The organism is Spirosoma horti (genome assembly GCF_054776595.1).
Window position 1 is genome coordinate 70,866 of sequence record NZ_BAAHBQ010000011.1, and the last position, 25,328, is coordinate 96,193.

Consider the following 25,328-nt stretch of genomic DNA (forward strand, 5'->3'; position numbering starts at 1 on the left):
TCTTTTTGTTTAATATGGGCTTGGACAGATTTGATTGATCGATTAAGCCGCAACACCGAGAAGGCCTTACTTATACATCGGGAGTTAGAGGGCAGATTAGAGCTGCGACATTCCGAACTCGACAAGTTCACCCTGACGTTGTTAATGGACATTGCCGACCGGGAGCGTGAGCTAATCGGACTCAGGACCAAGCAGGCACTTGATCAGAAGCCCATAAGATTAGGCGAATGGCGGAAGGGAGGCCCGAACGTTAAGAAGGCCGCAGCGGGCCTTATTGGGGCTCAAACTGTAAAGGAAATGGCTAGTGAGAATGAGAACAGCCGTCGGGCTACGGCGTTGATCGGTTCACTTCGTAAAGGGGGGCTGAGTTAACCCATCATTGCCCATCAATTAAACATCGCTGGATTTAAAACGCCACGAGGCAAGGGCTTTATCGCCACTCAGGTGCGCCGACTTCACTTAAAGGAGACCGGCAATCCAGCCAGTACTGTTAATACAATAGATAGCGACAGTCTAAGGCAATGATTTGTTTTTTTACGCTCACCTTGTCCATTCTGACTGGATACTTTTATTGCGTGCACATAGGTTAATGAAGTCAGCTGCATGAAGGGCGAAACCATAGTCCGTAAGGTCAAACCAATAGTTGCTGTCATAGCCCGTTTTCAGCCAAGATATAAAAACAGTAGCACTACCACTGCCTCCATTGTAACCATATAAAATGCGGCTTATGTCACTTTCCAAGAGGTCATAGCGTTCATATAAGGCCCCCCAGATTAGGGTAATTAGTTGGTTCCGCTCAAAGCAAGCTCTCTCCAGCGGTTTCAAAAGTGCTAATAGGATCTTATGGTCAGCCTTGTTGCTACTCGTAGCGAAATCGGCATCTGAATCAAACTTCTGCCGAGCTTTTTGGTACTTGTAAATTAAATTTTCATTCCAGCCAATAGCTTTTGACAGTTCGTCTAGTTTAGATTGACTATTTAGAAAAGCCGTATAGACAGGTAGTTATACAATTAGCTCAAGCGCTTGTGCATCAGTTACCTTCTCTTTTGGTGGTGGGAAGTATGGGCGACTAAAGAGCATGTGAAATGTTAATAGAGGGGCTGTAGAGATAATGGTAGAGGTGCGAAAATGGACTACTACTTACGCTGTAATTGCCTCATCAAACGCCGATCCGCTTTAATACTTCGACTATCTTCTCAATTTGTTCGGGCTTCCACAGCAAAGGATTCTCAACGCGTCTGCGCCATTCAGGTAAAGAAATTTTTGCCTGTGCCAAAATAATTCCTTTCGCTTTGGCTGTCTTCATGCGCTTAGTAAGGGCGTGTTGTGCTGCTTCGAATAGAACGAACGCACGTTTGTCCGCATCATTCCCTACGGTCTTAATGATCTTTTCGACGTCTTCTGAAGAAAGGGCGCGATGACCCATCCGCTTCAGATAAATGGTCTGTGGTGAGCCAGAAATGAGATCATCCCCAGCTTTATCTAGTAAGCCAGCAACTTTTGAAACAGCCTCCTGGAAGCGCTTCGCAGCTTCCAGTATTTGATCATCCGAGATACCTCCTTTTGCTTCATTCCCCTCCATGAGGGCCAATATTACAAAATTTGTGTTCATACGGTGGTCTGTTGTTGGTCCAGATTCAAATAATAAGCGCTTATCATTCCCAGAAAGTAGACGGCCATTACTTCCCAGTCATGCAATGGCCGAAAGTTTTTGATAGCCTCCAGATTGATAAGCCGATGGATCCGGGTTAGACTGGACACTAACAACGGGGTATCTAAAGTATTTGCCGGATATGTCTGATTTCGCTCCCACACCTGACGGTTGCTATACTCGGCCGCTGCAGCTGAATCATGATAGATGTTCCACCATTGCTTGACCATCTTGTGCAGGTCCTCTACTTGGCGACTGACAAAAGCTACCGGTACCTCACCGAAGGCCCACCGGCGGGCTAGCTCAACCTCAACCGAATTAAACAGAATCTCGATCTCCATGGATGGTTTCGCTTTCTGGGCAGGTTGGTAAAGTTTAGTGGTCATTGGAATTCTCTTTTAACAGGGTTAATATGTCGACAATAGAACCTTCTTCCTTTAGTAGTTTACTTATTTTGCCCATGCGCTGATTGAATTCTACTATCGCGTTGCTGGCCACGATGTTCTGATCAGGGCCGGCCGTTTCAACTACAGAAATCAAATCCTGCTCACCCTGTTTTTGAGTGAGGAAATCCAGATTCGGAAAAAACTCCTTATAACCTTCTTCGAGTCTTCGTTGCATATCGGTGTACATCGCAACCCAGGCCTTCAACTCACTGGTGGAAGTGCCCAGCGGGCATTCAACATTTTCGAAGTACATCAAACAGTACTGGTAAATCGAACGAGCATTTCCCCCACTTGATTTGGGATCGAACTCCTCTCCTATCAAATACTGCTCAATAGCCTTTATAAGACTTTGCCTGTGGCACAGTAGAATGTTCAGTTCATCCGCCATCACTTCAAAGTATAATAGGTTATTTAACGCATTCTGATGCGGCTCACTTCCAGCAACGTATTCTTTATTTCTTAGACGACTACATAGCGTACTAATGTTAAGTCTTAATGCTGAGTTGAGATGTTCTATAGTTATGTACGTGGTGTGCATTATTTACCCAATATTTACCTGTGCGAAAAATCGTAAACTAATTTGTCGCGAAATGATTGATGATTTGACTTATGGGGCCTGTAATCGTCACGTGCCCGGGAATCTATTTTGAGCAGGCAATAATCAGTTGAGGGCAGAGTCGGACTCTGCCCTCAACTGATACACTAACTGAAGATAGTAGCCTGCCTGGCCTCCGTCGACGAAGCAGGGAGATTGGGCGTCTGCGGACCAAATACAGCCTTTTGCTTATAAAGGCTAAAGTCAATTACCTCTGTTATCCCGGCGGCATAGTGTTCCTGTTCATTTCGCAAATACAGGTAAGAAACCAACGGCTTACACCTAGGGAACCGATAATTAGCCCGGTGCACCAAGCCCTCCAGGTGCTTTTTGAAGGCTTCCGGATCCTCAACGGTATTGCAATCCAGTGCTTTGATCTGTTTGCCCACGTACTCTTTTAGTCGATTGGTGGCCGTGTGGCTATTGGTGATTTTGGCGAAGAACATTGCTTATTAAAATAAATGGGTGTGTGACGAATGGACTATCCTTATTAGCGCTGGTAAACAGGTCGGTCAGCGTACAGATCAACCTGACGGCAGATACAGCGAATTTTTGGCAACAGCCCCCGTAAGTCAGCCTGCATGGTTCTCAGCGCCCAATCGGGCACAAGACCCACACTCCAGATGTGGTACTGCTTTTCCTGTTCCATGAGAAACGAGAGAAGCGTCGATAGCTCATAGCCATACAGCACCACGTTATGTATATCCAGCTGGGAGCGTGGGGTCAGCAGTTTGTCCAGGCGGCACAAATCCTCTACCTCAAAAGCCGAGTATCGGGTATCGATCAGCGTGTAGGCAATTACCGAGGTCAACCGTTGTTTGATGACCCAATCCAGCCCGGCTGGAATGCTTACATTGGCCCTCTGGGGAAGAATTGCCTTTTGGCCCACTGACCGGAAATAGTTTCCGGCCAGTGGCTTTGCGTTAATCAGATTCATGAGCGGGAAGCAGTTGGAAAGGGGAAGGAATTGAACCCAACAATGAACAGCACGGGCTTGGTATGCACCTCTCCTACCCACTCAATGGCGCGGGTAGCCTGCTCGACTGTTGTTATCGGCTCATCGGTCTCGCCTTCATCGTCGCAACCGGCGAGTAAAGCCACGCCATGAATCGGGCCATATCCTTTGAAGAAAAAAGCGGCTGGCTGCGGCTCCAGATAAAGAGCTTCATCATCCACCGTCAACGCATCACCATTGTCCTGACGCGCGCAAACGTCGATCATCCGACAATTTAATATACGGTACATTTCTGCCAGATTACCAGTAGTTTCAACGGTTTCTACGGTCTTGGCCTGGGGGTCAATCTTGATAAGTTTCATACCTGTTCTCGTGTTTTAATTACGATTTAAAGGTATGACAATTTACATAAAATAGCAAATAATAAGGTATATTTATTGTAAAACGATAATAACAAGCTTGAAACTATGTTGAATAGATGCGGTGTTCATTACAGTGTCGTGGTATCTTCGGATATTTGCCCCAGTATTTGTTAAATGTTTTAATTACAACATTATAGTAGAGGCCAACGCGGATCGCATTGGCCTCTCTTGTTTTCTGGGAGTTTTCCGCTGGAAAATTCCCTACTGTGGGTTTTTCGGCTATCACCTTGACAGCCAATATTCAGGCCTGTAACTGTTCCATTCATCCTTATCTTTGTGATCAACTACAGCATTTATGAGTCAGAACAGGAAGATACTGTCCATTTTTTCTCTAGACGTATTGATTGTCTTGGTTTGCCTGATTATCCTCAACTCGTTGGGTGTTTATTACGGGCTTGATGCTTGGTCACCCTTTCGGCTTATTCCTAATTTGGCAGTCGTTTTTTATTGTGCGTATCGGATTTATCGAAATTAAGAGCCGCTAATCACCTTTATGTTCGCAGCCGACACGCATTTAATGCTGTTGTATTTGTTTGGATCTACCTTTACCAGCCCGCTCTCCGTGAAGCCTTTCACGGTGCCTTTGTAGGAGCGCAGATAGATGTCTCCTCGGTATACACTCACAATAACCCGACTCCCTTCTTTAATTTCCTTCATCTGCCATAATGCTTAATTATGGGTTTCCTTATTTAACCAAATTGCCCTAAACTTAAGTATGGGTTAATTGAGCCAGTACCCCAGACTACCTAGTGTAAGTCTGGGGTACTGGCTCAATCAGTCGTCAGATAAAAGGAAGGTGGCCCTTGCCCCAACAAATCCATTTTTAAGATAGTCAGGTAAACTATCGACGATATTTCTATACGCTCCTGCACCCATACGGTTGATTATATACGTCTCGTGTATAAGCCCCACCGCATGTACTTTCTCGGTCAGTCTGATGTGCAGAGTTGCGGCCTCTGGACCGCTCATGCGTTGAAGTTTGAAACTGCCCGTTATTCGATGCTGTATCAGGTCAGTGAATGGATTCCCCTGCTGGGTATAGACGGGGCCATACTTTCCAGCTAATGCCCACCGGCTCAACAGTTTCTCAATTACTTCGGGATTGGCAATGCGGATTTCGTCAACAGCCAGCACCGCGCGAGCCGAGAACAGAACAGCGTAATAAGCTTGGGGAAACGTCCAGGAAAGGGACGCATTCAAGAAATCGCGTTCAGAACAGTTTGGCTTAATGCGGAGGGCTAATTCCGCGCTCCAAGCGTTCAACAGCAATTTTCCTACACTGGTCTGGTCTGGAGACTTACAGCCCGTACCTTCGTTTTTTTGAGTTATCAGGGACATAATAAGTGAAGTTTGGCCGGTCGCTGACGGTCCCGCTCCGGCGTACCGGCCGTTGCGGCTATCACAGCACATGCTGCCCTGCTCAGCGACCCAAGCCCGTTGTAAAAATTAGGCTTCTCCGTTACCGATCTGATAGACTTCTTCAACGGCCCCGCGCACTTCGCTATAGGTTACCCCTTCGGGCAATGCTTCGAGAGCTTCCCCCTGCACTAGTGGATTGTAGTAATTGAAAGCGGTCTTTATCTGGGCAATGTCGGTTAGGGTTTCCTGCCGAAATATGCGCGTGTCAGACGAGTACAACTTACGCTCTGCCGAGGTAGCAGGGTCAGCCATTTTATAGGTGAATGCGGCAATGTAATAGACTCCCTTCGGCTGAATCTTGGTGTTTTCTTTCTTCTCCGCTACTGCCGTAATTACCACATCGGCCAGCGTCAGATCGTCGTAATAAAGTGGCTCAATGAGCCGGAAAATGTTGTCTACTGAATAGCCGTGAAACAGCACAGACGAAACACAATTCTTTTCATCGATGAAAAAGACCTCGGCCCAATTCTTTGAGCCCATGTTGAGAATGTTGTCATGGAATATGCGCCAAGCAATGGGCTGAAAGGTCAGAATTCGACCTATCTTCTCCGTGACGTTGATATTGAAAATTCCCTCTTTCGCATCGAATCGGTACTGGCGGGGATGCCCTTCGAGGTATTTGTATTTGTTGACAACTTCCCCGGTCAACTCGTGGACTTTCTGATAGGGCAATAAAGCGTTATTGATGGTTTGTTCTGCGGTGGCGTTTGTCTTAGCCATAGGAGTAAAAACGATTAAGAGAGTGTGAATTGGCCGGAGCTAACCCCTCCGGCCATCGGGTTTTGTCTTAGCAGATCAGGCGATCAATACGGAATGAGCGCCATCCGTCGGCAAGCGTATCAAAGTAGCGGACGACTAACAGGCTTTCGGGTTTACCGTTGCCATCGGTGGGCGTATCGGCTGAATAGTGACCTACGGCAAAGCGTTCGGTTCCATCACCTTTGTAGTAGAAAAAACTTACTGGCTTGATGAGCATTTCCGCTTTTAAGCGGAGAGTGGCCCATGCTTTTTTGGATGCTTCTGAGAAGGAAAGGGAAGCGTTGCGAACTAATTGCCATGTTAGGCGCAAAACATCGGCACGGCTAATTTTAACGGGGCTGGACTGGGCTTTCATAACAGGATGGAGTGAGAATTGAAAAGTGAAAGAACTGGGCTACATAAGATGCCCTCAGTAGTTGAGGGCGGTATTCAGTAGTAATGCTCCAATACCTGTTCAATCATCTGCTGTTCCATCTCTGGCGTAATAGCTTTGAGGGGAATCTCCACACCATTCAGGCTAACTTTTGTGATTTCAACCTCTGGGCCATCGCCGGGATAATCGCGGGTGGGAGCTTCACCGGGGGTGTACTTGAAATCGAAATCGAAGGGGACTTCCGTTGCAAGTGTCATATTTGTCTATGTTTTAATTACATTATGAAGGTACGCCTTTTTACATTAAATAGCAAATTAAAATGCATAAAAATTGTAAAATGAAGGCACAAAAAAAGAGGGTCAATGCCCTCTCTGTGTGTTAACATTCTTTCCCCTTTCCAACCTATGGCGCTGGATAGCTATTTTTCTGACGAGGTATTGTCCTCTAATAATGCTTTCCGCTTTTCTTCAAACTCCCGACGTTCTACAAAATAGACCCGGCAGGTTTTAGGGTATTTTGGCCGCAAGGCTTCAAGCTGCTTATTTACCTGCTTGTAGGTTTTAAATTCCTGCGGCTTCTGATCGTCCTTTGCGGATAAGCTGGCCATCGTTCCATTTGTAGTCAAATAGAATTCATGCCCGGTACCATCCTGAATATTTATTAAGTACACCATCTCGCCCTCTGTCCAGTCGTGTTCGCTTTTAGAAGGCGCAAATGTACTCCGCGTTGGTGTTTCTACCTCAACATAACCAACCATTGATAACGGATAAATCATGAAGTCGGTAGCAAAGCGTTCCGTACCTATATAATTTATATCTTGAACACAGGTCAGTGATCCGCCAAATAAGCCGATGGCATCAAGATCAAATGTTTCGGGCAGTCTCTGCGTGGGGACCAGGTAAGCCGAGCCATAAGGTAATTTGTCCTGTTCGTAAATGAGCTTCTTTACCTCGCCATTATAGCCAAAGCCTTCCATGACGTTAAAGAAGGCATCAAGGTCTTTGAATTTAACTGCCTCGCGATTCATCTACCGTTTCAGTTTAGGTTGAGTGTCATCGCCTGCCCTTGGCTGCGGGATCTGTTCAATCTGGGGTTTATTCTCAGGGTTGAGTATTGTCCTCTCCTGGGGTCCCCGGTGAACTTTCTCGGCGGCTATCTGCTGAATAAAGTCAGGCTTCTGCTCGTATTTTACGGTTTGTCCCTGCTCGATCTTTATTTCGGCTAGAGGCTTTTGAAAGCCGAATGGTTGTAGCTCATTGACGATAAATGTCTTTGACAACCCCTCCCCTTCCACCTGGTGCTTCAGGTGGTTCAGGGTGCGATTCATCAGAGTAGCTACGTTGCCCTTATAGATGTCTTGGCCAGACTCATCAGAGATACTGTACCTGAACTTTACGTTTTGCTTTACCATACGAACCAAGTCTTCATTGAAATCTTTACTGGCAGCTTTGTCTACAACAATGCGTTGATTCAGCCCGGTTATCTCCAGTAATGATTTAGTCATCATGGTTAGGGCTGGGCATGATTCGGGTATGCTCAAGGCATATTGCTTCCCAGTGACGCTGATAAATATCTGCTGGTTCGCGAGCTCCTTTTGGCCTAACTGATCGGCATCTGACGGAATGAACAGCGTCTGCACGTTCTTATTGAATCCGTCGACCCTCGCTAGTAAACTTTCCCGCATAGGCTTATAGGCATCATCTTCGGGAAGCAGGTAACTCACCCGGTTGACTCCTCCTACTGTGGCACTCATTGGAAACTTAGTAGCGATCAGCTGCTGGATGAACTGCAAGTCAAACCGATGGCCTTTTGCGTCATTATCAAAGGCCACGTTTATTGACCATTCCGGTGCCTTTTCAAATTTGCCGATGTAGCGGGTGATAACGTCTACCTGTTGGGCCGTTAGCTGGCCACCAGTCGAGAAGTAAACCGAGTTGAAGTCTTTATCCCCTTTTATACTTCTTAGCTGCTGATGAGAGAGCGCATCGATGGCACTCTCCATAATGTAGAAGTTCTCAACCTTTGGCGGAGTGTTCGAAACAAATACACTGCCGTATCGATCACTACCGGGGGCGTGCAGCTTCACGTTTTCATTCCGAAGTTCAAGACCAGTTATCTCGTTTGTTGTCCCGTTGTAATAGGGGAATGCTACATTAGTAAACGTAAGATACTTGCGTTCCGGATGCTCTTTGGCTATCAGATAACTCTCTGAATGGCCCCGTTCAGTATCGAAGTACGCAATCTGAGCTACCACTTTATTGGTAAACTCCGGGCGTTGCAATGTCTCCGGTGCTATTTGCCGCTTGGTCAGGTAGTTTTCAGGACTGAGCGCTCGAATATCAAACTGCTCTCTGGCGAATTGCTGCTTAGGCTCCCCGTTTGTGATCGATGCGGTTACCTTCCGGTTCTGATTGATGTGATCAGGATCGATGCGGAGGTAATCATATAACACGCTGGTGATGTTCTTGAACTCGTGATCACCTGGGCGATTGAACTTAGAAAAGACAGTACCCAGGCGATTCCGTATAAAGTCAATTACGGTTCCTGAGTCGGTAAAATCTCCAGCTCGTTGGTAAATCTGCTGAGCGGCATCCTGAGGATTCTTGATAATAATGATATCCTTAAAGTCAGGGTGTTCTAGGACCGGCCTGCTTTTGCCCTTGTGTAGCTGCGGCTCGTAGCCGTACTGTAATGCCAACTCAACTATAGAGACATTCTGTCGTAGTTCCTGAATGGGGATTACGTTTGGAAATCGCTTCTTTAATTCATCAAACTTTGTCATGGTCCTAGCGAGAGCGTTGCTTTAACGAGTGATCCCTGCCCGGCTTTGTGTCGCTATTCAACAGGTCTTTAATGGCTTCGCGCTGGTGATTACTCACGGCAGGCGACCCCACTGCTACTTCCTGTTGCCGAGTAACATCCGTCTTTGCGCCATTACTGTTAAGCGCTACTTGTTGCCGGTAGTGGTTATCTGGGCTCAAAGCTACGTCTAAACGGCTGAGGTCGCTAAACTCCAGCGACTGTTTACCGGGCGATATGTTGACTGTGGCATTAAAAGGCTCCCCTTGCTTATCCAATAGTCCACTCAAGTGTACCGGATGTCCACTGGCCAACTGCATCTGCTGATCCTTTGTCAAGTCAATGCCGAGTAACTTCGTTGGCATCTGCTCCGGTCGTACGCGCCATAACTCAACCGAGTTGGTAACCTCGTCGACGCGCAGATAGGTCGGCACGAATGTTCCATTTTCAGGAATTAGAATTGGACGTGGCAGGTAGCCGTCTTGGCTAAGTTGTTGTTGTTCGGACTTGCTGAGTCGAACACCAGCTATTTCATCTGGAATAGTCAGTGCCTTGTTGATTGGCGAGATACGGATATCAGGGCCTTCCTCGGTCATGACTACACGCAGTGACCCTATCATATTCATGTCTGGTGTGATATGTATTCTGGTTGAGTCCGTAGCACGGCCGCTGAACAGGTCATCGCGAAGTTTAGGAAGCGTGGCCAGGTGATCGACGCTGTAGCCCAGCTGATCCATCTTGGCTTCGATCTGCTCCCGGTATGGCTCCAGTTCCCGGCGCATCACGGCGGCCCGTTCCTCGGGACTAAAGAAGTTGTCAGACTGGGCGTACTGCCAGGCCTGCTGACCCTGCAAGGTTGTTGGTGCGATGTTGTCATAGCCATCGGCCTGAGTCCGGGTGTAAGAAAGGGATTTGTCTTCCATGTGATTCAGTTAAGGTTTTGATTTGGTCTAGTGCTAAGAGTAAAATTAGAGATTTCTTTAGCCATAAAAAGAAAATTTGCACATTTGTTGAATAATAGGATTAAAATTTACCCATGAAGCGAAAAGTACCTTTAAGTCTCCTGCTTATAACAGCCGGCATACTGCTCGCTAAGCCCGCCCCTGCGCAGGCACAGCCGGTACAATTGGACTCGAACGCTATTGAGAAAGTCCAGCTTACTAGTGATCATTTGCGGGACTCTCTGGAGGTTGTTTTGCTGAGTACAAGTCAAACCTACTCGCAGGTCGAACGGATTATCAATGCGGTTTCGCTAGATCCGCAGTACCTTGATTTAATTCCTTCCGTGCTACCGGTTAACGTGCCCCTCGAATCATTTAGAATTAGCTCACTCTACGGTATTCGCCGTCATCCTATTCATCAGAGAGTTCGTTTTCATAATGGGGTTGACGTCATAGCATCAACAGGTATGGCCGTAAAGGCTACGGCATCGGGAGTGGTCAGGCAGGTTGGCCATGATGCTGCGCTCGGCGTCTTTGTCCGTATTCAGCATGATTTCGGATTCGAAACAACCTATGGACACCTCTCGGGCTATTGTGTGAAGCCGGGGCAGGTCGTTGCCCGAAGTGAGGAGATTGGCAAAGTTGGAAGTACCGGGCTGGCCACCGGCCCGCATCTTCATTATGTTATAAAGAAAAACGGGTCCAATGTAGACCCGTTTCAATTCTGCTTCTTATTGCGTCGGCGACTCTGGCTTTATCAGAGAGCAAACCCTGCCGGTTCATGTACATCAGGGCTTGATTCTGCCAAAGCAGTATTCATTGATGGATGATAGCCCAGGGTGCGCAGACGACTACTGATTTTAGCGTAACTCTGATTCAGTGTCTGTGCCAGTTCGTTCACATCGTTCTCAATCTTGAGTAGTTCACCACCCGAAAAACTGATCATTGGTACCTCTGAATTGTCAGCAAGTAGTATCCAATCAAGGTTATAGCCTTGCGAATGATAGTAGCGGACCAAGGTAAGCAATGAATCCATGCTGCCTTTGAGTCCACTTTCAAGGCGTTTCAGGAAGTCATATTTCAGGTCAGCTTTTTCAGCCAGGCTCTGCATGGTTAACTCCTGCCCTAATCTTTCGCCCAGGTGCTTACGCAGGGTCACCAGTCGCTCACTTACAATGTCAGTATCTGTCATTTTCTTTTCTTGGGTTTTGGTGGTGTATCGTTCAGTTCAATATTGAGCCGATCTATTTCATCGTCGATGATTTTCTTGGTCTCACTTTTGATCCGGTCATAATTTTCCCGGACTACTTCATCAATACTAGGTCCCTCTTTAGCAAAAATAGAAAAATCCGGTAATTCTTTAGCTTTCTGCCGCTGCTTATATCCGGTAGTATCAATGATCACCTCCGCATTAAAGGCCTTTAGGTTTCCCTCATCCCCGTAACTCCCTGCAACCACACCGACGAAATGACCTGCTTTGAGCTGGCCGATCTTTGCCGCTGGCGCCATGGGCTGTAGTTCGGTACTTATGCCGTGCGTCGTATCTTCGGATTGAATGTTAATACTATGCTTCTTTTGAACGTTCTTCCCTAAACGTTCCTCCATTGCCTTCGCGGTTTGACCCGACACGGCTCCTGAAATAACCGTACCGACTGTGTTGCGTATTACCTCTGCTTCAGGTTTGCCGTACTCACGCTCAGCCTGGGAGAAATCCTGCATCGACAGGGTAACCGCAATCTTATTGCCTCGTCCGGTAGCGATCAGATCACTCAGGCCCTGGAAGTAAATCGTCGGTAACTCGTCGATAACAACCGAGCAGGGATGTTGATTAGGCATATTAATTAGGTTGAGGACCCGGGCATTAAACAAACCAACGGCTGCGCTGTAGAGGTTCTTCTTTTTCGGGTTGTTGGCCACACACAGGATCTTAGGCTGATCCGGATTATTGATGTCCAGTGTGAAGTCATTGGCGCTCATTGCCCAGTAGATGCCCGGGCTTGATAATTTAGCCAGACCTGATCGGGCCGTACCCACCTGCCCTTCCAGCATTTCCATGGCTCCGCCATTATAAGCCGACACGAATAAAGTCATGTATGCCTCCAGATCAGGATGTGCCATTAGCACCGGGAATATTTTACGATAATCGATTGTCATCATTTCGACCAGGTGCGGGAAGGTGCAGTAGATACCCTTCTTATACGTTCGCAGAAACCACAGAAGAGCGGTCGTGTAGTTGATAGCCGAATCTGCCCAGATATCCCCTTCCTTGCCTATCCACTGCTTATTCATGTTGAGCATCATGATCTTGGCGCTTTCATAAGCATCGTCAATTTGTGGTAGGTAGATCGGGTCCAGTGGGTTACACCGGTGCGACTTCTGGGGATCACTCAAATTGATGCAGTAAAAGCGGGTATTTTCCGGCAGCCGCTTCCGATTGTGAACCATAGAGTTGAACGCAACCAGCGAAAGGTCAGGTGATTTCCAGTCATACAGATACACAGAGAAACCCTTGCTTATGTGCTGCTCGATGATGCTGTTCATGAAGGCGAATGATTTACCGCTCCCCGGTGTACCCAGTATCATACTTCCCCTGAATGGGTTGGCGATGTTTATCCAGCCGTAGCGCTCTTTCCCTTTATAGAAGTATTTAGTTGGCAGATTAATAGAAAACTCATTCTCAATCTTACGCTCCTCCTGCAGAAAGGTTTCGTTCTCACTATTGAATTCATCCCCACCTGGCGTAAAGCCGAGTAACCGGTTAATGCCCTGAGCTCCTTTGAGTAAGTACAGTAATCCACCAATGCTTATGACCATGTAGGCGATGCTTAGGTAAGAGACGCTCGTTTTGCCCAATAGCCAATTACTGCTAAGCATGAATGTGCTGCCGACATAGAGTATCACGCCTATCCCTAATGACCTGGCTACTGAAGCCGCTGTCAGCGTTGTTGATTTCACCCCGCGATTGCCAATCCCGTAGGCGACAATACAGGCACCTGCAATCATCTTCATCGTCCAGTGGCTACCAAAGAGATTCTTTGAGTTGTTCACCATCCGACCAAGAATAGCGTCTGACTTTGGATGAGCATAACCAAGGTTAGCAAAAAAGGTATGCAGTTCGATATAGATGTGGACGGCAAAAATGCCCAGTCCGATCCACAGAACGGATTCAATTTGTTTGTTTAGTTCTCTACGGTCGTCTTTCATTATCTGGATGGTTTACGGGCTCTTTTTAACATTTTAGCTAATTCGTGTTCCTCTTCTTGTCCATCGGCTGGACCGTCCAGGGCGTAAAGCAACTGGCGTATTAAGTCTAGATTTTGCATAGGCATCTTTTCGTTTTGTTGACTTCTACTCTGTTCTCGTTCGGTTTTAAATTCATCTTTGTTCTGCTGGCCAAATTCTTTGTTTTGTCGCTCTATCTCCTTCTTTTGCTCTATGGTTGGTTTGATGTATGGATTGTTTCTCACAAATTCCATTGCCTCATCACGGCGGTGGGCTGCCTCCATCGTGTCTTCCTGGTAACTCCAATTCTGTGACCTGTCAACCTGCTGCGCCTGAGCAATCAATGGAACCGTAAATTGAGTTGTCTCATAAGCGCCGAATGCACCCTTGAGGGCTCCGGCCGTCATGGTCTTGCCCAGCTCACTACCGGTATAGATCGCCCGACTTTTTACATCGACGAATGAGATCCCGAACAGGTTATCATCTTTACCCAGGTGAGGGATTACGCCGATACCTTGTCCGGATAATCGTTGTTGAAAGTCACCCCATCCTTTACTCTGGCCTAGTTCAAGGGTTGCCTTCCTGCGCACATCGCTAACCTTATCGCCTTTTATCTTTTTACCACTACTGATGCGCCGGTTAACGGCTTCCATTGTGGGTTGATAAGGAAGCTGGCTTGCGCGAAACGTGGCTCCTACTGCAATTAGGTTCCGATCGATTGCGCTGTATACCAACCCCGGTTTTTTGCCTTCCTGTGGCACTTCTGTAGCCCTCACATTGTAGAGGCCCAGTAGTTGGTTGTATTGATTGAATGAACTGAACTTGAAGTCCCTCAGAATGCCGGTAACTACGTCGGAGATATCCTGCTTAAGGTTCCCCTTCCCATATTCGACCGGTACCAGCTGAGTGCGCTCCTGCTTCACTTTAGCTTTTTCGGCAGGCTGCAAATTGAATTCTTTCTCAATACCCTGGCGTAGCTTATTAGACCGCTCCCGTTCATAATTGTCCGGTATCTTCTTGGCTCTCTCGTCGACGCGGACTGAAACAATATGAATGTGGGTGTGATCCGTATCAAAGTGCTGGTATATGGCGTAAGGCTGACGGCCATACCCCATGCCCTCCATATACCGGTCCGCTATTGCGGTCAACTCTTCGGGCGCTGGCTTCTCGCCCTGGGCAAGTGATAGGCTTGCGTGAAAAGTAGGCTTCTTGATCCGTTCGTTGAGCGAAGCGCGTTCTTCCAGTTTAGTCGCTATTGTTGAGAAATCAAGCTGCTCTACGAGTACGTCCACCCCCCTGAAATTGCGAACCGCTAACCGTTCTGCTTCCCCTTTCCCGACCTTCTCCTCATTGTATTTAACTGCTCCTGATGGGGTAGCCCCGCTGCTAATTCGGACTACCATCGGGCGAAACAAGATTAGTAGATGTGGTATGATCATCCTGAGAAACGGTTCGCATTACGGCTTGAATTTGTTGGTTAATACGGTCCACTTCTCCACTCATAAACTGAACATCGCGCTGTAAATCGCGGTAATCTGTCACGCTGTATATGCGCTTAGATGCCTGATTAATGTTAACACCAATGCGTAACATATCACTTCTCATCTCCACCAGTAGCGACAATACGTCGGATTGATGAGTACTTAATTGAGCTTTCATGTGCAGCGGTTTGTTCAGGCATACCGTACGAATGAACTCGGATAAGTTAGGCGACAGGGTGGTTTCTTTCCGTGCAACTAGCTTCTTGTATTCTGGCTCATTGAACAGCACTCGAACGATTCGTTCTTTGCGTTCACTGTCTTCTTTCTTAGGGGCTCCCCCCCTGCCTCGTTTCTTTTCCATATCAGTTCTCTGGTTAAAGGGCCGACTTCGGAGGCCCGTTGTTACTGTCCCGCTTAGGGTGGGAAAGAGTTTTTATGGTAATAAAAACACATCTTGCTAACTAAAACCGGATGGCTATTCTCGGTTTGACTTTGGGACTGCTGACTGTCTATAACTCTATAGCCCAATAAGATTATAAGACTATAGTCTTATGGTCGATCTATCTGCTTTGACTGTTCCCCTAAACCGCATAAGGTAATAAGCTTGTTTGTTTATAGGAATAGAATCCTAGAGCCTTATTGGTTAATAGGAATCTAAGACAATCGACTTATAGAATGATAAGCTTATTGAACAATAAGGTTCTAAGCTTAGAATTATTTATATTTATAGTCTCATAAGCCTGTAGTATTATAATCTTATTGGATCATTAAACTATTGAATTATAGATCTATTAGAATATAGACTTATTGAATAATAAGATGATAGTTTTATAAGATTATAAATATATTTTCCTATTGACCTATTGCTTTATTGGACTCTAGACTTATACCTTTATGCCGTAATTAAAACAAACCTTCATGGCAACACCTACTACGCTGGTCGGCTCATCGGCTTCAGTCTCCCCGGTCGTTCTGGCCTTCGCTACCCAAAAGGGTGGAATGGGGAAAACAACTCTCTCAGTTCTTGTCGCATCCTGGCTTCATTACAAACGGCGAATACCTGTTGCCGTACTTGATGTTGATACCTCCCAGCTGTCGGTCTATAATCTGCGCCTTCGGGAAACTGAGCAAATGGACGAGGAGACCCGCGATCGATTCAACGTTCAGGATGTAGACCCTTACGCTATCCTGAGTGGGGAGCCTGCTGACGTACCCAACCTGATCAGTCAGATACCGGCAGATGTACAGTTCATTTTTGTGGACCTGCCCGGTAACATCGACATTGATGGGTATGAGGTCGCCTTAGGAGCAGTCGACTACCTGCTGGTACCGATGGAAACCTCTGAGTTTTCGGTAACTACCGGATTCAATTACCTGAGCGCAATTCGGCAAATCGACTTACTTCCTGCAGATCGGTGCCGTATCGTCTGGAACAAGTACAAAGAATCCAGAGATGGCGAGTTAGCCGATCAGTTAGAGGCTCGTTTCAAGGAGCACGGGTTTGGTAGTCTTAAGAGTCGCATACCTCAGCGCGATTCCTATCAGGACTCAGGCAATCGCTCCACATTGTTCCCCATGCCGATCACCTACCTGCGTAATAGCGGACTAAAAGACCTTTTCACTGAAATCGAATCCTTACTTCCCAGCTTAGAAAGCGATGAGCAACCAAAATAAACCCCGTCTGTCAGATGTGGCCAAGAAGAACACCACCGATCGAGCCAGTAAGCTGGTTAGTGGATTCCTGCCACCGGTACCAACTCTACAGCCAGCTGTCGCCACGGCCGAGCCTGAGCCAGTCGTGAACACGGAAGTTATTGAAACACCGGTAGTCTCGGCCGACGAGCCTGAGACAACAGCCCAAGTGAATGCAGCGCCAGAGCCCGAGGTAGCCCAGCCAGTAACTCCACAGCCTGAAGCAATTCAGAAACCTGCTGAGCGAAAGAAGCGGAGTCAGGCTCCAGCTAGCTTCGTTGATATGGTTACCCAGCCTTTCCCCGCAGGCCTCCGGTGTGATAAGCCGATTATGGTGGCCAGCGATCACCACAAGTTACTGCGTGAGCTCAGCTTCATTCACAATAAGCCAATGACAGAAATATTGTACAACCTGGTGGAAGCGGCTACCCAGTCTTACCATCGTGACCAACAAAAAGATGTTTAGTCAATACTCATGGGGTGATTACTTCAAGTTTATGGCCCTGATTGGGGCGATCTACTACGCCTTTGTCCTGATCCGGTATTACCGGGAAGATATCAGGGAATGGATCAGTAACCGAGGTAACTCAAATGAGCGCAAAGCTCAGCCAGTAGAAGAATCAGAAGAAGAGGAGGAGGTAGATTCAGCTAACCTTTACTCGACTAAGCAGTACACAAGCAGTAAGGCTCCTGTTCAAAATAACCAGGCTCCCGCTGCGACTACTGCTTCATGGTCTGCTCCAGCAGATGATATCGATCTCAGTGGAGAAACTGTCGACGAGCATTCCGGAAACGGCTTTCAGTTGCCACTTGCCGTTGAGGCCGTTCGACCGAATGAGCAGTCAGTCGCTGAGTTACAGGAGGCTGCAAGTCGAACAGAGACAGACGAACAGGGTACCGTTCGACCAACTGACCCAAAGGACAAAGCTGCAGAAAGGCTCGCTCGAATCATTAATGATCAGCAGGGCAATCAGGCTTTTTCCGGAATATCTTTCAATCGATAAACCACACAATCATGTACCTCTACGTCTTTGACTTCTGGGGAGTAGTTATCCTCGCCTTTGCAGTTGGCCTACTGTCGGTCGGCATTCGTCTGGTTTGGTTTTTAGCTCACGTATCCGAGAATACAATCATCATGTTGGCCCGAATGGGTGCTCATGGGTTTGCAAAGTCGTTGCTGTCTGTTTTGATTAACTACGATCAGAATACGTATCGGCAATCGAGGTACATTGTTTGGAATCAGATCGCTACCCGCTTTGCCATATTGTGGGGAGTGATCCTGATCATTATCAGCTCGGCACTGCTCTTCCAGTCCTGGTATCTGGCCGCCGTGCTGATAGGGGTGGCTACTGTATCGATTCTTTTAATCAGACAATGGCGCAGAGCCAATACCCTGCCCATCGCCCACAATGACCAGGCGTTATCTTCATTAATGCAAGATGTCAATGAACGCATAAAGCCTGCTAAGCGCTACGTTGGCCCAGCCATTCGTCCGTGGGATTACCTAGACGAATTGTTCGCGCAACCGGCTTACTAGCCTTACTTTTTTAATGCATCTCAAGGCCAGGCTTATGTCTGGCCTTTTTTGTTTTACTGCACTTCAAGCAAATCTAGTAAAATATCTACCTAACTATCAAAGTATGGGTAAATAATGCATATAGATGATTACATGGAATTTACAGCTAAATCAAAACCTACCGTATAATTTATATATTCAATATAAATTAATTTGATTGTGTACTAATAGTTGCTTTTGTACTATAAATCAGAAAATTATCTACACAAATAAGGATGGATGAAATATTTTTATTTCATATATTATGCATATTTTAACTTTTGATAGTAGTTTAGAATTAAAATTTCTCCATTAATAAGAATTTTAATTATTTACCCTAAAAATTAAGTGAGTATGAAATCCATCTGTATTACCCTCAAAGCACGGTTGGCGTTTACCGCATTGATGCTTTCAATCACCAAGAATCGAACTATGCGTCAAGGCATGCGGATTGCTTTAACGCTTGACCTGGTGCTTATGACAATGCTGGCCAATGCCCAGGCTGGCAATGGGGCAGGGGCTTTAGCCACAACGGCAACAACTATTCGTGGCTATGCTACCGCAGCGCAAACGATTGTACTGGCCTTGGGGGTTGTTATCGGTTTGATTGGCGGAGTACGCGTGTATTCTAAAATGCACAATGGCGATCCGGACACACAGAAGGCGATGGTCAGTTGGTTTGGGGCCGCCCTGTTCCTGGTAGCCATCGGGGCAATCTTAACCAGCTTCTTCGGTTAATGCTGGAGATCAACAAAGGCATCGGAAAGCCCGTAGAATTTAGGGGACTAAAAGGCACTTACCTGTATTTATCCGCTGGGATTGTAGTAAGTAGTCTGGTGTTGGCTCTGATACTCTACGGGCTTTTGGGTCTAAATACCTACCTCGCTACGCTCATTGTGGTGGGTAATGCAATAGGGGGTGTATGGTACTGCATGCGGCTTTCCGCAAAATACGGCGTATCGGGACTGCTCAAACTGGAAGCCTCCCGCAATCAACCAAAGGCTATCCTCATCTCTTCAGCCAAACCATTCCAATCACTCCGTGAAGCTAAACGCCCGAAGTCTCGAAACCGCCATGCCTCTGCTGGCCGTTGAGAATAATTGCCTTGTCAGCAAAATGGCAGACATTACCGTTGGGTTTCGCTTGTATCTGCCTGAAATCTTTACCCAATCAAGGGAGGACTATATTACTCTGCACAGTGCCCTGGTGAAAGCAATTAAGCTGTTGCCATCAGGAACTGTCATTCACAAACAGGATTGGTTCATCGAAGAGAAGTACCAGGCTGATCACGAGCAGGGGGATGATAGCTTTCTAACGCAGGCCTTTCAGCGTCACTTTGTCGAGCGACCGTTCCTGAATCATCATTGCTATCTCTACATCTCGAAACTGCCGAAGGCTCGTCAAAAGCAGAAGAGCAATCGGCACTCGTTAACTCGTCGCAGTCTGGTGCCTCGTGAGCAGATGACACAACGGGAACTGCAACCCTTCTTTGATGCCGTATCTCAGTTTGAGCGCATTCTACAGGACGGTGGCAGCATACGGGCCGTACGATTAACCGATGAGGACCTGGTTAGCGAAAAGGGAGATCGGGGCATTGTTCCCAACTATTTCAGATTGCAGCCAGACGGTACCAAGAAAGTCATCCTGGAAGATTGGGATATTGACGGCCGCGTTCGAATCGGATCAAAAGATGTACTCTGCTTTACGATTTCCGATGCGGATACTATGCCACAGGCAGTAGACATAATGGCCAGCTATGGCCCGCTGTCTTCGGATAGTACACAGTTCGCCGTTGGCAACGTGCTCCCCGTTGGGTTAATGTTGCGCTGTAATCACGTTTACAATCAGTACATCTGTCTGGATGACGCGCAGGCGATGCTGAGGGAGTTTGAGCAGACAGCCCGGCACCTTAATTCCCTTTCGCAATTTTCAGCCGAGAATGGCATTAACCGTGACGCGACTCAGCGCTACATTCAGGAAGCTATTCAGAATCAGCGCACGGTATGCCGAACTCATTTCAATGTAATGGTTTGGACCGAGAAGCCTGAGCAACTGGAGTACCTAAGGGCTAGTACCTCGGCGGCCATCGCTCAACTCGACTGTCTGCCCAAACATAATACCATGGACGCGGCCCGGCTCCTGTGGGCAGGTATACCAGGCAATGCAGGTGATCTGCCAGTCGATGAAACGTTCTACACCTTTGTCGAGCAGGCTGTTTGTTTCTTCAACCTAGAATCGGTCTATCAATCTTCACTCTCTCCGTTCGGCGTTCGTCTTTGCGACCGGCATGGTAAACCCGTATGGGTGGATCTGTCGGATGAGCCAATGGAAAAGGGATGGGTAACCAACCGCAACAAGTTCGTTATCGGGCCTTCCGGCTCGGGTAAGTCGTTTTTTATGAATCACCTGGTACGCCAGTATTATGAGCAGGATACGCACATTGTACTCGTTGACGTCGGCCATTCCTACCGGGGACTCTGTGAGCTCATATCTCGCAAGACACGTGGTAAGGATGGCATTTACCTGACCTATGAAGAAGATAAACCCATCACCTTCAATCCGTTCTACGTAGAAGATGGCTTTTACTCAATCGATAAGGTTACGTCGATTAACACGTTGCTGAAAACACTCTGGAAGAATGAAAGCGAAAGCTTCTCCAGAACCGAAGAGGTAGCCCTGTCGGATGCCGTTGAGGAGTTTATCAAGCAGGTGAAAAAGAACAAGGCAGAGGCTAGCTTCAACGGCTTCTATGAGTACTGCAATGACGAGAATGGATTCAGGGCCTTTCTGAAAGAGAAGAAATACACGGATAAGTATTTCGACATCGAGCAGTTTATCATCACGATGCAGCCCTTCTACAAAGGCGGCAAGTACGACTACCTGCTCAATTCGAATATGAATCTGGACCTACTCAATAAGCGGTTCATTGTCTTCGAACTGGACAACATCAAAGATCACCCGATCCTGTTCCCAATCGTTACGCTGATCATTATGGAAACCTTCGTTACCAAAATGCGCCGGCTAAGTTTGGCTACCCGCAAAATGATGGTGATTGAGGAGGCCTGGAAAGCGATCGCTAAAGAGTCGATGGCTGACTATATCAAATACCTGTTCAAGACTGTTCGGAAACACTTTGGAGAAGCGCTGGTGGTCACCCAGGAGATTGATGATATCATCGGAAACAACATTATCAAGGATGCCATTATCAATAACTCCGATTGTAAAATCCTGCTCGATCAGAGCAAGTACCAACACCGGTTTGAAGAGGTTCGTCAGCTGCTGGGATTGTCTGAAAAACAGAAGCAACTGATTCTGTCGGTCAATAAAGACAATGATCCTCGTCGGAAGTACAAAGAGGTATTCATTGCCCTGGGAGCAAGGGCCAAAGTCTACGCTACTGAGGTAAGTTTGGAAGAGTACGCGGCCTACACTACCGAAGGGTCCGAGAAGTCCGAAGTTCAGCGACGCACGGCTCAAAATGGCGGAGATATCCAGGTTGCCATTATCGACTTTGCCGATGCCCGGCGTAAGCCTGAATTAGTGTAATCAATCGACACGTCCATTCGTCGTGTTCATTTCAACCCCTTTGTATCGACATGATATTACTACAACAACCCGGTGGCGGTACCTATGAGGACTATAACTTCTACCAGAAGTTCAGCTCCATTGAAGAATCCATCACGACAGCCTTTCAGGAGGTACTACAAGGTATGGGCAATTTAGGGGCAGTGGCTTCGGCTATTGCCGCCATAGGAGCAACCCTGTTCATCGGCATGCGGGTGCTGGGTCATTTCGCCCGGGCTGAGCCCGTTGATGTATTCCCACTACTGCGTCCCTTCGCTATCGGCTTTCTGGTACTCAACTTCACAATCGTCACTGACTTTCTGGATGCGATGATCAAGCCGATTCAGTCAGTCACTCAGAACATGGTTGATGCGCAGACAACACGCATTCAGCAGCTGGAGCAGATGCGACTTGATAAGACAAATGAGAAGCTGGCCCAACTGGATAAAAAGATGCAGGAAACCAGCATGTGGACCTCTACCGGACAGTACTTCTCACTGGGGATTGAGAAGCTGAAGATCTATCTGGATGAAGGCTTTCAGCAGTTTTTGAAGAACCTGTTCTATGCACTTTATCTGGCGTCCCGGCTGGTGATCCTGACTACCCGTGCATTCTTCCTGATTGTGCTGACCATTGTTGGCCCGCTATCGTTCGCACTGGCCATCTTTACTGGCTTTCAGGATTCACATTTGATGTGGATCGCCCGGTATGTTCAGATTTCGCTGTGGTTTCCGCTGGCCAATATCCTGGGAACGATTGTCGGCTATCTGCAAGCGAAAGTTATCACACTCCAGTATCTGGAACTGACCAACAACGTGCCCGATGAGGCTCAGAGCGGTGATCTGATTTACATGGTCTTTATGATCATCGCGACATTGGCCTACTTTACCATTCCCACGATTGCCTCTTACGTTATTTCCTCATCCGGTGTTGCTGGCGCCCTTCAGCGAATGACCAGTCTGTCCACGGCTATGGTCATGGGTGCTGGAATGCCAGCAGCAAGCTATGCCGGTGGTGCTGCCGTATCGGGTGGCAAAATGGTAGCAGGCGCTGTCGGTGGTGCGGCCGTGATGGGTATTGGTGCCGCCGTAGTTGGGGCCCGGGCAGTAGGACAGACGGCGGCCAACTACGGCTCATTCTATGCAGAAGCGGCTAAACAAGAATATAACAACATGAGAAACATTACCAAAAGCGCTGACTAACCATGGCACAGGAAACCTTTTTTAAGTCACTCCGCAATCTGGAGACCTCTTATCGGAACATCCAAATACTAGCCTTTGCCGCTGTTGGACTGTTCTTTTTGCTGACCTTATCGGCATTGGCTTTCGCCTATAAAGTCAAGACCGATTCAGAAAGTCAGATGTTCGTCGTTGCCGATGGAGTAACGCTGCTGGCATCCCTGCGTAGGGACGTACGGGAGAATCGACCTGTTGAGGCTAAAGATCACATTCGCCGGTTCCATGAGCTATTCTTCACGCTTGATCCAGACGCCAAAGCAATCGAGGAGCACATCAAAGAAGCGTTGCCCTATGCTGATGAGAGTGTAGCCAGGCTCTATCTGGATACTAAAGAGAAGAGCTACTACAATCAACTGATTCAGGCCTCAGCATCGCAGGAGATTCAGGTAGACAGTGTTCAACTGGACATGAATCAATACCCTTATGTGTTTCGCACGTTTGCCCGTCAGCAGATCATTCGCTTGACAAACATTACGGTCCGTCGATTGGTGACCACTGGCTACTTACGGAATGTGACCCGTTCTCCGGAAAATCCTCACGGCTTTCTGATTGAAAAGTTTGCGGTTCGGGATAACACGGACATTGAAGAAAGATCACGGCAATGAGAAAGATACCTACTCTAATTGCCGGAATTGGGGATTGGCTGGTAAGTCTGTCCGATCGCAGTCGACTGCTGTTGGTGTTAGGATTTCTTCTGTTGCTGGGTGGTGGCAGTGTCTATAAGCTAAAGAATAGTATTGAGGATATGCAGAAGCCTGTCAAGCAGACGAGCCCTCAGGAACTGATCGAGCCAATGCAGAAGATTTTCGAACAATCGCAGGGAAGTCGGGAGGCCTTTCAACATCGCCAGCAGACTGATATGCTCCAATTGGATAGTTTGGCTAAACTCCATTCCTCAACTAAAGCCTTATCAAAATGAGCACAGCAGCAGTAACCCTATCAAATGATGACACGGCTTTCAATCGAAACCGTAAGACCTATCTTGTCTATCCTCTAATTGTTTTCCCCTTTATAACGGCTTTATTCTGGATACTTGGGGGTGGGAAAGGGGAAAGATACCTAGCCGAAGAGGAGGCCGCGGGCCGTGCTGGCAGTAGCGGCTTTAATGCCAGTATGCCTAATGCCAAAGGTGGATCAATCAACGGCCGTGAAATAGATAACCCGGCCTATGGCAAGGCTGCAGTAGGGCAGGTTCTTTCTGCCTTTACAGCCAGTAAGCACGATTCGGCATTTAAGGGAATCAAAGAATTGCCGGTGAAGCCTGCGACTTATACGGGAGCGGCTGATCAAACGTTCGGCAATCACGCGTCCAGTCTGGCCACTGGTGGATCAATGGCGCCCAAACAACAGTCTGCCAGTTACACGGCCAGGCCGATTGGTAGCAGCGGAAAAAGTACTCGTCGATCCAACTCAGGAAAGGGCTATTATTATGTTGCTCCGGGCACACAACCCAATTACTACGCCGGGTCAGGCACTGATCAGCAGATTGATGCGCAGTTGCGTTCCTATCAGGCCAAAAGCGCTCAGCCAGTAAGCCGTACGGGCGCAAATCAGCCCGTTGGAGAAGCGATCTCTACAGATAGGGTAGGAGAGGACACCAGAGCCGCCAATGTTCTGGTAAGCGACAATTTAACGGCTACCCGTCTTTCTGAATCAGCTAATAGTGCGGACGCTTTTTTCACGGCTCCGACTTCGGGTTCCCGTCGGCAGGCTGAACGCGCGGTTCTGAGTGGCGGTAACTCCTACGGTTCCAAAAAGACTGTCGCCTGGATGATACCAGTTGTTGTCCATGAAGATCAAACCTTCAAGAGTGGTAATACGGTAAAGCTTCGATTAACCAAGGAGATATCAGCCGATGGCATTACCATTCCAGCCAACACAATCCTTCACGCTATTTGCCAAACGAGTGATGACCGGCTACGCATGGTTGTTCGCAGTCTCCAGCTGAACGGCCAACTGATTCCTCTGGATCTGGAGGTATATGATATCGATGGCATTGCCGGTGTCAATATGCCGGGACTATCCAATCCGGTTGGTGGCCAGCTTCAATCCTCCGCTATTCAGGGCCTTCAGGTCCCCGGTGTTGGTGGACTCGTCAACACGGTCGCCAATCAGGCTCGCATGAGTGCCTCTAATTCGGCTCGTCAACCAACGGTTCGACTTAAGGCTGGCTACAATCTGTACCTCAAAGCCCAATAGTTCTACCAACTGCTGCG

31 protein-coding genes are annotated in these 25,328 nt (G+C 47.6%); 13 read left to right on the top strand and 18 right to left on the bottom strand.

Annotated features, from left to right (window positions below):
• Positions 1 to 30: 30 nt before the first annotated feature.
• A complete protein-coding gene (locus ACYVAM_RS28185) occupies positions 31 to 372 on the top strand; it encodes a recombinase family protein (protein ID WP_461073381.1) in 342 nt (113 codons plus the stop codon).
• A gap of 787 nt (positions 373 to 1,159) precedes the next feature.
• Here ACYVAM_RS28185 and ACYVAM_RS28190 read toward each other — a convergent pair.
• From ACYVAM_RS28190 to ACYVAM_RS28255, 14 genes are all read right to left on the bottom strand, one after another.
• A complete protein-coding gene (locus ACYVAM_RS28190) occupies positions 1,160 to 1,612 on the bottom strand; it encodes a hypothetical protein (protein ID WP_461073383.1) in 453 nt (150 codons plus the stop codon).
• A complete protein-coding gene (locus ACYVAM_RS28195) occupies positions 1,609 to 2,037 on the bottom strand; it encodes a hypothetical protein (RefSeq protein WP_461073385.1) in 429 nt (142 codons plus the stop codon). Before ACYVAM_RS28195 ends, ACYVAM_RS28190 begins: the two co-directional genes overlap by 4 nt.
• Positions 2,027 to 2,485, bottom strand: a complete 459-nt coding sequence (locus ACYVAM_RS28200) for a hypothetical protein (protein WP_461073387.1) — start codon at positions 2,483 to 2,485, stop codon at positions 2,027 to 2,029. Before ACYVAM_RS28200 ends, ACYVAM_RS28195 begins: the two co-directional genes overlap by 11 nt.
• A 314-nt stretch (positions 2,486 to 2,799) precedes the next feature.
• Positions 2,800 to 3,138 (bottom strand): hypothetical protein, encoded by a 339-nt coding sequence (locus ACYVAM_RS28205; RefSeq protein ID WP_461073389.1) that lies wholly within the window; start codon positions 3,136 to 3,138, stop codon positions 2,800 to 2,802.
• Between the two features lie 44 nt (positions 3,139 to 3,182).
• Positions 3,183 to 3,629, bottom strand: coding sequence for a hypothetical protein (locus ACYVAM_RS28210; RefSeq protein WP_461073391.1), 447 nt, complete (start codon positions 3,627 to 3,629; stop codon positions 3,183 to 3,185).
• Positions 3,626 to 4,009 (bottom strand): DUF3846 domain-containing protein, encoded by a 384-nt coding sequence (locus tag ACYVAM_RS28215; protein WP_461073393.1) that lies wholly within the window; start codon positions 4,007 to 4,009, stop codon positions 3,626 to 3,628. Before ACYVAM_RS28215 ends, ACYVAM_RS28210 begins: the two co-directional genes overlap by 4 nt.
• A gap of 531 nt (positions 4,010 to 4,540) precedes the next feature.
• The gene (locus tag ACYVAM_RS28220) at positions 4,541 to 4,726 is read right to left on the bottom strand and encodes a hypothetical protein (protein WP_461073395.1); all 186 of its coding nucleotides are present in this window, start codon (positions 4,724 to 4,726) and stop codon (positions 4,541 to 4,543) included.
• Between the two features lie 117 nt (positions 4,727 to 4,843).
• On the bottom strand, positions 4,844 to 5,407 hold the full coding sequence (locus tag ACYVAM_RS28225; RefSeq protein ID WP_461073396.1) for a hypothetical protein: 564 nt from the start codon (positions 5,405 to 5,407) through the stop codon (positions 4,844 to 4,846).
• A 108-nt stretch (positions 5,408 to 5,515) separates the two neighbouring features.
• Positions 5,516 to 6,208, bottom strand: coding sequence for a hypothetical protein (locus ACYVAM_RS28230; RefSeq protein WP_461073398.1), 693 nt, complete (start codon positions 6,206 to 6,208; stop codon positions 5,516 to 5,518).
• Positions 6,209 to 6,275: 67 nt separating this feature from the next.
• Positions 6,276 to 6,602, bottom strand: coding sequence for an SH3 beta-barrel fold-containing protein (locus ACYVAM_RS28235; RefSeq protein WP_461073400.1), 327 nt, complete (start codon positions 6,600 to 6,602; stop codon positions 6,276 to 6,278).
• Between the two features lie 74 nt (positions 6,603 to 6,676).
• Positions 6,677 to 6,877: a hypothetical protein gene (locus ACYVAM_RS28240; protein ID WP_461073402.1), complete on the bottom strand. Its 201-nt coding sequence runs from the start codon at positions 6,875 to 6,877 to the stop codon at positions 6,677 to 6,679.
• 161 nt (positions 6,878 to 7,038) lie between these two features.
• Entirely contained in the window at positions 7,039 to 7,647 is a 609-nt protein-coding gene (locus ACYVAM_RS28245; protein WP_461073404.1) for a hypothetical protein, read from the bottom strand.
• On the bottom strand, positions 7,648 to 9,402 hold the full coding sequence (locus ACYVAM_RS28250; protein WP_461073406.1) for a toprim domain-containing protein: 1,755 nt from the start codon (positions 9,400 to 9,402) through the stop codon (positions 7,648 to 7,650). It abuts the gene before it with no gap.
• Positions 9,403 to 9,406: 4 nt separating this feature from the next.
• Complete coding sequence (locus ACYVAM_RS28255) at positions 9,407 to 10,342, bottom strand: DUF3945 domain-containing protein (protein ID WP_461073408.1); 936 nt, start codon at positions 10,340 to 10,342, stop codon at positions 9,407 to 9,409.
• A 113-nt stretch (positions 10,343 to 10,455) separates the two neighbouring features.
• Between ACYVAM_RS28255 and ACYVAM_RS28260 the strand changes: the two genes are divergently transcribed.
• On the top strand, positions 10,456 to 11,190 hold the full coding sequence (locus ACYVAM_RS28260) for a M23 family metallopeptidase (protein WP_461073410.1): 735 nt from the start codon (positions 10,456 to 10,458) through the stop codon (positions 11,188 to 11,190).
• Here the strand turns inward: ACYVAM_RS28260 and ACYVAM_RS28265 are convergent.
• Genes ACYVAM_RS28265 through ACYVAM_RS28280 form a run of 4 tightly spaced genes read right to left on the bottom strand, consistent with a single transcriptional unit; the run spans position 11,118 to position 15,424 of the window.
• Positions 11,118 to 11,552 (bottom strand): hypothetical protein, encoded by a 435-nt coding sequence (locus ACYVAM_RS28265; RefSeq protein WP_461073412.1) that lies wholly within the window; start codon positions 11,550 to 11,552, stop codon positions 11,118 to 11,120. The genes ACYVAM_RS28260 and ACYVAM_RS28265 overlap by 73 nt on opposite strands.
• A complete protein-coding gene (locus ACYVAM_RS28270; RefSeq protein WP_461073414.1) occupies positions 11,549 to 13,564 on the bottom strand; it encodes a YWFCY domain-containing protein in 2,016 nt (671 codons plus the stop codon). The genes ACYVAM_RS28265 and ACYVAM_RS28270 overlap by 4 nt, the downstream gene beginning before the upstream one ends.
• Entirely contained in the window at positions 13,564 to 14,985 is a 1,422-nt protein-coding gene (locus tag ACYVAM_RS28275) for a relaxase/mobilization nuclease domain-containing protein (protein ID WP_461073416.1), read from the bottom strand. The genes ACYVAM_RS28270 and ACYVAM_RS28275 overlap by 1 nt, the downstream gene beginning before the upstream one ends.
• Positions 14,969 to 15,424: a hypothetical protein gene (locus ACYVAM_RS28280; RefSeq protein WP_461073418.1), complete on the bottom strand. Its 456-nt coding sequence runs from the start codon at positions 15,422 to 15,424 to the stop codon at positions 14,969 to 14,971. The genes ACYVAM_RS28275 and ACYVAM_RS28280 overlap by 17 nt, the downstream gene beginning before the upstream one ends.
• A 557-nt stretch (positions 15,425 to 15,981) precedes the next feature.
• Between ACYVAM_RS28280 and ACYVAM_RS28285 the strand changes: the two genes are divergently transcribed.
• The 11 genes from ACYVAM_RS28285 (at position 15,982) to traM (ending at position 25,311) form a co-directional block, all read left to right on the top strand.
• Positions 15,982 to 16,737: a ParA family protein gene (locus tag ACYVAM_RS28285; RefSeq protein ID WP_461073420.1), complete on the top strand. Its 756-nt coding sequence runs from the start codon at positions 15,982 to 15,984 to the stop codon at positions 16,735 to 16,737.
• Positions 16,721 to 17,221 (top strand): hypothetical protein, encoded by a 501-nt coding sequence (locus tag ACYVAM_RS28290; protein WP_461073422.1) that lies wholly within the window; start codon positions 16,721 to 16,723, stop codon positions 17,219 to 17,221. Before ACYVAM_RS28285 ends, ACYVAM_RS28290 begins: the two co-directional genes overlap by 17 nt.
• Positions 17,214 to 17,759, top strand: a complete 546-nt coding sequence (locus tag ACYVAM_RS28295) for a hypothetical protein (RefSeq protein WP_461073424.1) — start codon at positions 17,214 to 17,216, stop codon at positions 17,757 to 17,759. The genes ACYVAM_RS28290 and ACYVAM_RS28295 overlap by 8 nt, the downstream gene beginning before the upstream one ends.
• Positions 17,760 to 17,770: 11 nt before the next feature.
• Positions 17,771 to 18,292, top strand: a complete 522-nt coding sequence (locus ACYVAM_RS28300; protein ID WP_461073426.1) for a hypothetical protein — start codon at positions 17,771 to 17,773, stop codon at positions 18,290 to 18,292.
• A gap of 372 nt (positions 18,293 to 18,664) precedes the next feature.
• The gene (locus tag ACYVAM_RS28305; RefSeq protein WP_461073428.1) at positions 18,665 to 19,048 is read left to right on the top strand and encodes a DUF4134 family protein; all 384 of its coding nucleotides are present in this window, start codon (positions 18,665 to 18,667) and stop codon (positions 19,046 to 19,048) included.
• The gene (locus tag ACYVAM_RS28310) at positions 19,048 to 19,404 is read left to right on the top strand and encodes a DUF4133 domain-containing protein (protein ID WP_461073430.1); all 357 of its coding nucleotides are present in this window, start codon (positions 19,048 to 19,050) and stop codon (positions 19,402 to 19,404) included. Before ACYVAM_RS28305 ends, ACYVAM_RS28310 begins: the two co-directional genes overlap by 1 nt.
• Positions 19,352 to 21,856 carry a TraG family conjugative transposon ATPase gene (locus tag ACYVAM_RS28315; RefSeq protein ID WP_461073432.1) on the top strand — a complete coding sequence of 835 codons (2,505 nt, stop codon included), beginning with the start codon at positions 19,352 to 19,354 and terminating at the stop codon, positions 21,854 to 21,856. The genes ACYVAM_RS28310 and ACYVAM_RS28315 overlap by 53 nt, the downstream gene beginning before the upstream one ends.
• A gap of 50 nt (positions 21,857 to 21,906) precedes the next feature.
• A complete protein-coding gene (locus ACYVAM_RS28320) occupies positions 21,907 to 23,076 on the top strand; it encodes a hypothetical protein (RefSeq protein WP_461073434.1) in 1,170 nt (389 codons plus the stop codon).
• A 2-nt stretch (positions 23,077 to 23,078) separates the two neighbouring features.
• Positions 23,079 to 23,717 carry a conjugative transposon protein TraK gene (gene traK, locus ACYVAM_RS28325; RefSeq protein WP_461073436.1) on the top strand — a complete coding sequence of 213 codons (639 nt, stop codon included), beginning with the start codon at positions 23,079 to 23,081 and terminating at the stop codon, positions 23,715 to 23,717.
• Positions 23,714 to 24,031, top strand: coding sequence for a hypothetical protein (locus ACYVAM_RS28330; RefSeq protein ID WP_461073438.1), 318 nt, complete (start codon positions 23,714 to 23,716; stop codon positions 24,029 to 24,031). The genes traK and ACYVAM_RS28330 overlap by 4 nt, the downstream gene beginning before the upstream one ends.
• Positions 24,028 to 25,311, top strand: a complete 1,284-nt coding sequence (gene traM / locus ACYVAM_RS28335) for a conjugative transposon protein TraM (RefSeq protein WP_461073439.1) — start codon at positions 24,028 to 24,030, stop codon at positions 25,309 to 25,311. The genes ACYVAM_RS28330 and traM overlap by 4 nt, the downstream gene beginning before the upstream one ends.
• Positions 25,312 to 25,328: the final 17 nt, after the last annotated feature.